A 10,320-nucleotide genomic window follows, 5' to 3' on the forward strand; every position below is an offset into this window, starting at 1 on the left:
ACTATCTGTTTAGTGGCTATCTTAAGGCATAAAAAAACCACCGCTGTTTAAGGCGATGGTTTTTTATTTGAATTGCTCCCCAAGATGCCGTTACCGGTGTAGCCCTTGAACCGTAGGTTCAAGGCGGGTAAATGATTAAATCCTAAGGCTTCTCGGTTCGCGCCGAGCTTGCACAATGTCATTAAAGCATTCACCCTGAGTTTGTAAATATCGGCACAGGGACATAACCGACTCACGCACACCACAGGGAGCAAAAACGTTACATTGATACGTTAACGTATCAAGCCAATGTCAATATTATTTGGCTTACCATTATAGCTTAGCAAACTGTTCACTAAGCGGTAGCTAACTTCTTATCTAAAGGGTTAGCTAATTAATCGTCCTTAGTTGAACGCTCAACCAGCGCACTTTCTAAGGTGGATTGCAGCAGACCAATTTTGTCATCCATCTGCTTAATATAATCTTGATTCTTTTGTTGTTCTTCTAACAACTCATAGCCAATATTTAACGCAGCCATGATGGCAATCTCTTCCCGGCTCAAATTATTGGTACGAGCCCGCAGGGTACTCAACTGCTTTTCAAGTTTCGTGGCTACATGGCGCAATGCATCTTCTTGCCCAATAGGACAAGCGATGGAGTAGGTACGGCCCAATAAGCTAATTTCTATAGCATGGCTACTCATTGCGATGTAGATCCTTTTATCCTGTTGTTGAGCGGACTATATCGGTCTGGTTGTTAAAGTGCAATAAGACTTGGGCGCTAATAGCGCAATGTTAGATTAAATGTTGTTTAGATAACCAATAAACGCTGGAATAGTCAGCGAGACGGCAAAACTTCTCGCTACTGGCCTCCTGTTTTCTCGGCGCTTTTTACCTTGGTCGGTTTGGTCAATTCTGCTAGCATGTGCTCAGACAAACATGATTGGAAATCGCTATGGCAATGCCTCCTTCTTTAAGTATCGATAGTTTAATGGCCGAGCTCAATGCTGCTGAAATTGCACAACACCCAGTAGAAGTTCATGGTTCACTTGTAGGCCTAATTTGTGGTGGGGTGGGGCAGGCTAAAAGCGAATGGTTACAGCCGCTACTTGAACTGATTAATGACGGTCAGCTGCCGCCTCCATCACTGACTCATTTGTTAGAAGAGTTATATCAAGACACGCTGGCTCGCATCACTGATGTCGACTTTGGCTTTACGCCCATGGCGCCCGAAGAGGAAGAGCCGCTCTCTAAACGTGTCGAGGCGCTATCTTTGTGGGTACAAAGCTTTTTAACCGGACTTGCTATTGTGCAGCCAAAGCTTAATCGTGGTTCACGAGATGTTAAAGAGGTGATTAATGATCTGGCTGAGATCGCGCAGGTGGAGTTTGATGTCGGCGACGATGACGAATCAGAAGCAGCCTACATCGAGCTGATGGAGTTTGCTCGTATGGGGGCACTATTGTGCTACGCCGAATTCGGTCCTGAACCGAGTGAGATCAAAGATCAAGACCCAAAAGTTCATTAATATTGACGCCTGTTGACGAGGCGGGTAGTGCTAACTCCCCGCCACAAATAGAGAAAGTGAATGACTGCCTCGATTCCATCTCCAAAAAATATTGAGTTTGATATCGCCATCGTCGGTGGCGCTATGGCTGGGGCTACTTTAGCCCTAGGGCTGAAAAGCCTGTCACAAGCGCTTAACCGCCCACTGAAGGTTGCGCTGATAGAAGCCAGCCGTCCTGGTAATGAACATCCCGGCTTTGATGCTCGCTCTATTGCTATTGCACAAGGTTCTATTTTTGAACTTTCCCGTCTCGGGATCTGGCCCAAATTGGCGCACCTGGGTACCGCGATCGAGAATATCCACGTGTCAGATCGCGGCCATTTTGGTATGACCACACTTAACGCTAGCGATTTCCATCTGCCCTATTTAGGCCAAGTCGTTGAGCTAGAACAAGTAGGTAAAGCGCTCTTTAACCTGCTAGATAAGCAAGATATCACCCTCTATTGTCCTGCGAAATTGTCCAACATTACTGCGGGTATCGATGCTAATCAGCTACAACTCGATGACGGCACGCAGCTTAGCGCCAAGTTGGTGGTTGCTGCCGATGGTGTTAATTCTGTGGTGCGGCAAAGCTTTAAGTTACCCCTTGAGCAGGTCGATTTTGATCAAGTGGCGGTGGTGGCTAATGTTTTAGCCGATAAACCCCATGACAACTGGGCATTTGAGCGCTTCACTGACACTGGTCCTCTTGCAGTATTGCCTATGGCTAATGTTGATGGTCAGCCACGCGTTTCACTGGTATGGGCGTTAGCACCAGGCCAGGCCGAAATGATGCAAAATGCCGACAAACAAGTCTTTCTCGATGGGTTACAGCAAGCCTTTGGCAATCGCGCAGGTCGCTTTGTTGATGTGGGTGAACGAGTGACTTATCCGTTAACACTCTCTTATATGCTGCGACCTATCTATCAACGCACTGTGTTTATTGGTAATGCCGCGCAAACCTTGCACCCGATAGCGGGTCAGGGCTTTAACTTAGGTCTACGGGATCTGGTGTGTTTGCTTGATGTGGTCAAACAGGCATTAGCAAACAATCAAGACATTGGTGGCGCGCAGTTAACCCATCAATATTTGCAACGACGTCAAGCAGACAGAGATTCCACCATCGCCAGTGTAGACTTCTTAGTGCGTGGCTTCTCTAACGATCATTGGCCCTTGGTGGCTGGACGTAACTTTGGCCTGCGCTTACTCTCATGGTGTCCACCACTTAAAACGCCTGTGGCACGTAAAGCCATGGGCTGGAAATCACCCACAACGACTCAGTCTCTATAAAGGATCTCCTTATGTTCAGTACACAAACCTATGATGTAGCCATTGTTGGCGGCGGAATGGTCGGGCTGGCAACGGCCATAGGGCTCGCCATGGATGACTGTCGGGTGGTGGTTATCGATGCTGGAGAAACCCAAGCGGTTTCAGGTGATGCTCGCCTACGTGTGAGCGCTATTAATAAAGCCAGCCAGCGTTTACTCAGCCAACTTGGTGCATGGGCTTATATTGACGAGTCACGCATGGGTCCCTATCAAAAAATGGCCGTCTGGGATAAAGATGGTCTAGGTAAAATCGGCTTTGACGCTCACTCAATTAGTGAACAAACGTTAGGCAGTATCGTTGAAAATGACAATATCAGCCATGCGCTTGCCACTCGCGCCGCAGAGCTTGAGGGGATTACCCATCTTGAAAATCGCCGTCTCGATAAGATTGCCTTTGGCGAGCGCGAAGCTTGGCTTACATTAGATAATGGTGACAACCTATCTGCGGCATTGGTGATCGGTGCCGATGGGGCCAACTCTTGGGTGCGTGAACAGTGCAAAATCCCCATGACCTTCTGGGACTATGGACATCATGCCATTGTCGCCACTATCCGCACCGAACTTCCCCATAATGCGACAGCAAGACAAGTGTTTCTCAGTGATGGCCCTCTGGCGTTTTTACCGCTGTTTGAAAATAATCTCTGTTCCATCGTTTGGTCAGTGCCGCCAGCCAAAGCGCAAACCTTGCTAGAGGGTGAGGCAATCCAGTTTGAGCGCAGCCTTACAGCCGCGTTCGACGGCAAACTGGGCTTATGTAAACTAGAGAGTGAGCCACAAGCTTTTCCCCTACGTATGCGTTACGCGCGGCATTTCGCTCGCCATCGCCTATTACTTGCTGGCGACGCTGCGCACACCATTCATCCATTAGCTGGACAAGGGGTAAACTTAGGTTTCCTTGATGCCGCTGCGATTATCGAAACCTTAGCTGAGCTAAAACTGAAAGGTAAAGATATCGGTGACTACGCTAACTTGCGTGCGTTGGAGCGGTGGCGTAAAGCTGACGCATTAGAGATGATAGCGGCAATGGAAGGCTTTAAACGCCTCTTTGACGGCAGTAATCCGGTGAAAAAAGCGATTCGCGATCTGGGTCTAAATTTGGTCGATAACCTTTCTCCTGTGAAAACACTGTTTATGCAACAGGCGATGGGCAACAAAAACCGTCTACCAAAATTGTGTCAGTAGCCAAGGTAAAGCCTAGTCTTAATGACTTTTTGTTTTTAAATACAAGTGTTTGAACATAATTCATTTGAATTACTGAACTTTATGTAAAAAAACTACATTTTTAACATGAGAAAAAGTAATGAAAAAACGCTTCGGATTAGAAAATTCTCTTGTATACAAAACTGTGACGCAAGGTATAATTTCGCCGCATTTTGATACCAGCGACGGTGTTAACAATGCATCTTATTCGACGCAATGGATGCAGCAATGCATCGCTGCAATCACATCCTGACCCAACGTACCCTCGCTGGGGTGTGCTGACATAAGTACACTTAGATGGCTGTATCGCAACAGCATTTGTGGGTAAACCTGACCTAATGGGTTTATTACAAATAGCGCGAAAACAGACAGTCATCAGCAGGTAAGACCCGAAAAGGGCATAAAGAAGAGATAATAATGGCTAATAAAACAGTACTCTTTAACAAGCACTTGGAAGCAAACGCCAAGATGGTTGATTTCCACGGCTGGGATATGCCGATTAACTACGGCTCTCAAATCGAAGAACACCATGCAGTGCGTCAAGACGCAGGTATGTTTGACGTTTCGCACATGACTGTTGTTGATGTGACTGGTACCGAAGCCTGTGATTTCCTACGTAAACTGCTTGCTAATGACGTAGCTAAACTTAAAGTGCCGGGTAAGGCGCTTTACGGTGGCATGCTAGACCATAACGCGGGCGTAATTGACGATCTGATCACCTATTATCTCAACGATACTCATTACCGCATCGTGGTTAACTCGGCGACTCGCGAAAAAGATTTAGCCTGGATAGCCGAGCAAGTTAAAGGCTTCGATGTGACCATCACTGAGCGTCCAGAATTAGCCATGATTGCCGTACAAGGTCCTAATGCAAAGGCCAAAGCCGCTGCGGTTTTCTCTGATGAGCAAAATGCAGCCGTAGAAGGAATGAAGCCTTTCTTTGGTGTGCAGTCAGGTTCGCTATTTATTGCTACCACAGGTTATACCGGTGAAACGGGCTACGAAATTATCGTACCAGAAGATGAAGCGGCTGCACTGTGGCAAGCGCTACTCGACACAGGTGTTAGACCTTGTGGTCTTGGTGCGCGTGATACCTTACGTTTAGAAGCGGGCATGAACCTGTATGGCCTAGATATGGACGAAAGCGTTAACCCGCTCGCGGCCAACATGGGTTGGACCATTGCATGGGAGCCAAGCGATCGTGACTTTATCGGCCGTGAAGCCTTAACTGCCATTAAAGCCGCTGGCGCAGATAAGCTTGTTGGACTCGTGATGGAAGCCAAAGGTGTTATCCGCCCTGGCATGTCGGTGTTCTTTACCGATACTGACGGTGTTGAGCAGCAAGGCACCATCACTAGTGGTACCTTCTCACCCACCTTAGGCTATTCAATTGCCATGGCACGCGTGCCTAATTCTGTTGGCGATGTCGCAGAAGTAGAGATGCGTAAAAAGCGCGTCCCTGTTAAAGTGATCGCACCTAGCTTTGTACGCAACGGTAAACAAGCTTTTTAGGTTTAAATGTTAAATGACGGTAACTTAGGTTGTCGTCATTGCTCATTTTGCGTTATTGCACATGAGCTAGCACGACAAACAGATTGACGCTGTGAGTGCTAAAATAACAAATCGATTTAATCAATAAAGAATTAGAACATCAGATTAAGGAACGAAAAAATGAGCAATATTCCAGCTGAACTAAAGTACGCTTCTTCACACGAATGGATCCGTAAAGAGTCTGACGGTTCATACACTGTTGGTATCAGTGAGCACGCCCAAGAGCTACTTGGCGACATGGTGTTTGTTGAATTGCCAGAAGTCGGTGACACTGTCACGGCTGGTGAAGATTGCGCGGTTGCTGAATCTGTTAAAGCGGCTTCAGACATCTACGCACCTTTATCTGGTGAAGTCTTGGCTGTTAACGAGTCACTTGAAGATTCTCCAGAGCTAGTTAACAGCGACGCATACGGCGACGGTTGGTTCTTCCGCGTAATGCCTTCTGATGAGTCAGAATTAGACAACTTACTTGATGCCGAAGGTTATCAAGAGGTTATCGACGAAGAGTAAATCTTGTCGATACTGAGAAGCTCCCTCGGGAGCTTCTTTGTTATGTGTTAAAGCGTAAACATAATCAGGCTATATAGCCTAAGTATCGTTAGTAACGTGCACGTTAATAACGATGCAGACGTACTATACCCATCTACACACTTACCCAGTTTTGTGCCCTACAGCTGTAAAACTGGCAAATTGGAACAAGGTTAATCATGACCAAGCAAACCCTTACACAATTAGAACAGCACGAACTGTTTTTAACTCGTCATATTGGTCCAGATGAAGCACAACAGCAAACCATGTTGAACTTCATTGGCGCAGAGTCTTTAGAAGACCTAACTGCCCAAACCGTACCGGGTAAAATTCGTTTAGCACAAGAGCTAACCATTGGTGATTCTTGTGGCGAAGCTGAAGGTATCGCTTATATCCGTAATATTGCTGATAAAAACAAAGTATTCAAAAGCTATATCGGTATGGGCTACTACGGCGTACAAGTGCCGAACGTCATTTTGCGTAACGTGTTTGAAAACCCAGGTTGGTACACGGCTTATACGCCATACCAGCCAGAGATCGCACAAGGCCGTTTAGAAGCCATTCTAAACTTCCAGCAGATGTCGATGGACTTGACTGGTCTTGATTTAGCCTCAGCTTCACTGCTTGATGAAGCCACCGCTGCGGCAGAAGCCATGGCATTAGCTAAGCGTGTTTCTAAAGCGAAAAAAGCGAACATCTTCTTTGTTGCCGATGACGTATTTCCACAAACATTAGACGTGGTTAAAACTCGTGCCGAATGCTTTGGATTCGAGATTGTTGTTGGTCCAGCCAACGAAGCGGCTAACTATGAGCTATTTGGTGCCTTGTTCCAATACACTAACCGTCATGGCCAAATCACTGACTACACAGAGCTGTTTGCCCAGCTGAAAGAGAAAAAAGCCATTGTTACCGTTGCCGCTGACATCATGTCACTGGTACTGCTTAAATCACCTGGTGCGATGGGTGCTGATGTGGTTTTTGGTAGTGCACAGCGCTTTGGCGTGCCAATGGGTTACGGTGGGCCTCACGCGGCATTTTTTGTTGCCCGTGACGAGCACAAGCGTTCAATGCCGGGTCGTATTATTGGTGTATCTAAAGATACCCGTGGCAACCAAGCACTGCGTATGGCGATGCAAACGCGCGAGCAACACATTCGCCGTGAAAAAGCCAACTCAAACATCTGTACCGCGCAAATTCTTTTGGCCAACATGGCGTCGTTCTACGCCGTATTCCATGGCCCACAAGGGCTTAAGACTATCGCATCACGCATTAACCGTTTTGCCGATATCTTAGCTGCTGGCCTACAAGCTAAAGGCCTAAGCCTAGTCAACAACACCTGGTTCGATACCATTAGTGTTCAAGGTGCCGATGTTGCTGCGATAACTGCTCGCGCCACTGCCGCTGAACTAAACCTGCGTATTGATGCCGATGGCGTATTGGGTGTCAGCTTAGATGAAACCACAACACGTGAAGATATCGCCGTACTGTTTGATGTGATGTTAGGCGAAGGGCATGGTCTAGATGTGGCGGCAATTGATGCTGACATTTTGGCAAATGGACACAGTTCAATCCCTGCAGACCTTATTCGTCAAGACGCCGTATTAACGCACCCAACATTCAATCGCTACCAAAGCGAAACTGAAATGATGCGTTACATTAAGCGTCTAGAGAACAAAGATTTAGCCCTAAACCACTCAATGATCTCATTAGGTTCATGCACCATGAAGCTAAATGCGGCCGTGGAGATGCTACCGGTAAGCTGGCCAGAATTTGCTAACATGCACCCATTCTGCCCGCTAGACCAAGCAGAAGGTTACACACAGCTGATCAATGAGTTGTCCGACTTCCTCGTTAACATCACAGGTTATGACGCTGTCTGTATCCAGCCTAACTCAGGAGCACAAGGTGAGTACGCGGGTCTACTTGCTATTCAGAAGTACCACGAGTCTCGCGGCGACGCGCACCGTAACATCTGTTTAATCCCACAATCAGCCCACGGTACCAACCCTGCTTCTGCACAGCTTGCTGGCATGAAGGTTGTGGTCACGGCGTGTGATAAGCAAGGTAACGTAGACCTAGACGATCTCCGCACTAAAGCGAGCGAGCTTGCTGACAGCCTGTCGTGCATCATGATCACCTATCCATCGACTCACGGTGTGTATGAAGAATCAATCCGTGAAGTGTGCGAAATCGTTCATCAACATGGCGGCCAAGTTTACTTAGATGGTGCCAACATGAACGCGCAAGTGGGTCTAACTTCACCAGGCTTTATCGGTGCAGACGTCTCGCACCTTAACTTACACAAAACCTTTGCTATTCCACATGGTGGCGGTGGTCCAGGTATGGGCCCAATCGGTGTTAAAGCACACCTTGCACCATTCGTAGCGGGTCACGTCTTAGTTAAGCCAGGCCGCGAAAGCGACAACAATGGTGCGGTTTCTGCCGCGCCTTATGGCAGCGCAAGCATTCTACCTATCAGCTGGATGTACATTAAGCTGTTAGGCACAAAAGGGGTTAAGCAGTCTACGCAAATGGCACTGTTAAACGCTAACTACGTGATGAAGAAGCTGTCTGCTCATTACCCAGTGCTATTTACTGGCCGTAATGATCGCGTAGCCCACGAGTGTATTTTGGATTTACGCCCACTAAAAGAAACCTCGGGTGTTACCGAAATGGATATCGCTAAGCGTCTAAACGACTATGGTTTCCACGCGCCAACCATGAGTTTCCCAGTTGCGGGTACGCTGATGATTGAGCCAACAGAATCTGAGTCAATGGTTGAACTAGACCGTTTCGTTGAAGCCATGATCTCAATCCGTGGCGAGATTGCCCGTGTTGAAGCAGGCGAGTGGCCAGCGGATAACAACCCACTACATAACGCACCACATACTATGGCTGACATTATGGACAGCGAGTTTGATTCACGTCCTTACAGCCGTGAGACAGCTGTGTTCCCAACAGCATCGGTTAAGGCGAATAAGTTCTGGCCAACGGTTAACCGTATCGATGATGTTTATGGAGACCGTAATTTGATGTGTTCTTGCGTTCCGATCAGCGATTACGAATAATTGCTGCTTAGTTGATGAGTGTTAATTAAGTTTGTGACTATTTTAATGAAGTTTGTGACCGTAATTAAGATTGTGACTGGCTAGATAGCGAAACGCTCATAACGACATTAAAAAGCGAACCAGAAATGGCTCGCTTTTTTTTCAGCTCAGTTTTACTTTTTCTCGGCTGCTAAGGGGAACGCCGAGTTAGCTTAACTCTTGTTGATCTAGCTCTACGGAGGGTAACTCGAAAATGCCCCAAAGTGGATTGGCCTTGGAATGCAGGTTTGGCATTTTTTTGCTTTGTCTGGGTAGTGATTGGCGGAGTCTTTTTTGGAACGGGTGTTTGAAGGTGAACCTTCATGGCAATCTATCACCTGCGGTGAGCTTATGTGCAAACACTTCTGCGACACGCCGCAAGCACATCCTTGTGGGCTCTACGCCAGCATCCCTGCTGGCAAAGGCCGCAGCCGCGTTTACACTTGGGTTCTAACGTTGCTTCGATTAAGCTGCATTTGGTGTGAGTGGCGAGTAAAAAGCTAACGTGCTTTTGCCCCAAAGTGGGTTGGCCTTGGAATGAAGGGATGGCATTTTGGGGATTAGCTTATGTAGCGTTTGGCTGGGTGGGAATTGGCTAAGTGAGCTTGAAGGTCGTACCTTCAATGGGAGTTAATTGCTTGCAGCAGGCTTATGTGCAGATACTGCTTCGGGATGCTTTGCGCCATCCTTGGCCGCTTAACGAAAACATCTGACCTACATGGAAGTAGGGAATGCCGAAAAATGTCGGGAACATTTTTGGCCATGTTTTCGATACCCTCAGCTGCATCTACACTAGGTTATTTTCTCTCTTCGATTTAACTTCATTTGGGACTAATAACGCATTAAAAGCTAACGTACTTTTACCCCAAAACTTGTTAGCCTTCGAATGAAGGCTGGTTACATTTTCTCTTTTGGTTCATTGTTATTGGGGTGTGTGCCTGAAGGTCATACCTTTATCGCCATCTAACGCCTGCCCGGCGAGGGATGTGCAGATACGCCTGTGAGACGCCGTGAATAAGTCCCTTTAGGCTCTGCCGAAACATCCCTGTTTCGGAAGCTCACCGGCGTATCTACACTCGGTATCTCAACGTCTCTTCGATTTG

At 47.3% G+C, this 10,320-nt stretch carries 7 protein-coding genes and 1 other RNA gene; 6 read left to right on the top strand and 2 right to left on the bottom strand.

The window, feature by feature from the left end; translation table 11 throughout:
- Positions 1-72 precede the first annotated feature (72 nt).
- Together ssrS and L876_RS0116120 are read right to left on the bottom strand one after the other, a co-directional pair.
- Positions 73-253, bottom strand: a non-coding RNA gene (gene ssrS / locus L876_RS22585) — 6S RNA.
- 120 nt (positions 254-373) lie between these two features.
- On the bottom strand, positions 374-682 hold the full coding sequence (locus L876_RS0116120) for a cell division protein ZapA (RefSeq protein ID WP_028764743.1): 309 nt from the start codon (positions 680-682) through the stop codon (positions 374-376).
- A 251-nt stretch (positions 683-933) separates the two neighbouring features.
- Between L876_RS0116120 and L876_RS0116125 the strand changes: the two genes are divergently transcribed.
- The 6 genes from L876_RS0116125 to gcvP all read left to right on the top strand — a co-directional run bounded on the left by L876_RS0116125 (position 934) and on the right by gcvP (position 9,199).
- Positions 934-1,506 carry a UPF0149 family protein gene (locus L876_RS0116125; RefSeq protein ID WP_028764744.1) on the top strand — a complete coding sequence of 191 codons (573 nt, stop codon included), beginning with the start codon at positions 934-936 and terminating at the stop codon, positions 1,504-1,506.
- Between the two features lie 60 nt (positions 1,507-1,566).
- Positions 1,567-2,814, top strand: a complete 1,248-nt coding sequence (gene ubiH / locus L876_RS0116130) for a 2-octaprenyl-6-methoxyphenyl hydroxylase (RefSeq protein WP_028764745.1) — start codon at positions 1,567-1,569, stop codon at positions 2,812-2,814.
- Positions 2,815-2,825: 11 nt separating this feature from the next.
- The gene (locus L876_RS0116135) at positions 2,826-4,034 is read left to right on the top strand and encodes an FAD-dependent monooxygenase (protein ID WP_028764746.1); all 1,209 of its coding nucleotides are present in this window, start codon (positions 2,826-2,828) and stop codon (positions 4,032-4,034) included.
- 435 nt (positions 4,035-4,469) lie between these two features.
- Positions 4,470-5,564 carry a glycine cleavage system aminomethyltransferase GcvT gene (gcvT, locus tag L876_RS0116140; protein ID WP_028764747.1) on the top strand — a complete coding sequence of 365 codons (1,095 nt, stop codon included), beginning with the start codon at positions 4,470-4,472 and terminating at the stop codon, positions 5,562-5,564.
- Positions 5,565-5,723: 159 nt separating this feature from the next.
- On the top strand, positions 5,724-6,113 hold the full coding sequence (gene gcvH, locus L876_RS0116145; protein WP_028764748.1) for a glycine cleavage system protein GcvH: 390 nt from the start codon (positions 5,724-5,726) through the stop codon (positions 6,111-6,113).
- A gap of 197 nt (positions 6,114-6,310) precedes the next feature.
- Positions 6,311-9,199 carry an aminomethyl-transferring glycine dehydrogenase gene (gcvP, locus tag L876_RS0116150; protein WP_028764749.1) on the top strand — a complete coding sequence of 963 codons (2,889 nt, stop codon included), beginning with the start codon at positions 6,311-6,313 and terminating at the stop codon, positions 9,197-9,199.
- Positions 9,200-10,320: the final 1,121 nt, after the last annotated feature.

Origin of the sequence: Shewanella colwelliana ATCC 39565, assembly GCF_000518705.1 — a bacterium.
Taxonomy (GTDB): domain Bacteria; phylum Pseudomonadota; class Gammaproteobacteria; order Enterobacterales; family Shewanellaceae; genus Shewanella; species Shewanella colwelliana.

Coding starts and splice junctions, on each gene's coding strand:
- L876_RS0116120 (WP_028764743.1), bottom strand. CDS start 682: ATGAGTAGCCATGCTATAGAAATTAGCTTATTGGGCCGTACCTACTCC.
- L876_RS0116125 (WP_028764744.1), top strand. CDS start 934: ATGGCAATGCCTCCTTCTTTAAGTATCGATAGTTTAATGGCCGAGCTC.
- ubiH (WP_028764745.1), top strand. CDS start 1,567: ATGACTGCCTCGATTCCATCTCCAAAAAATATTGAGTTTGATATCGCC.
- L876_RS0116135 (WP_028764746.1), top strand. CDS start 2,826: ATGTTCAGTACACAAACCTATGATGTAGCCATTGTTGGCGGCGGAATG.
- gcvT (WP_028764747.1), top strand. CDS start 4,470: ATGGCTAATAAAACAGTACTCTTTAACAAGCACTTGGAAGCAAACGCC.
- gcvH (WP_028764748.1), top strand. CDS start 5,724: ATGAGCAATATTCCAGCTGAACTAAAGTACGCTTCTTCACACGAATGG.
- gcvP (WP_028764749.1), top strand. CDS start 6,311: ATGACCAAGCAAACCCTTACACAATTAGAACAGCACGAACTGTTTTTA.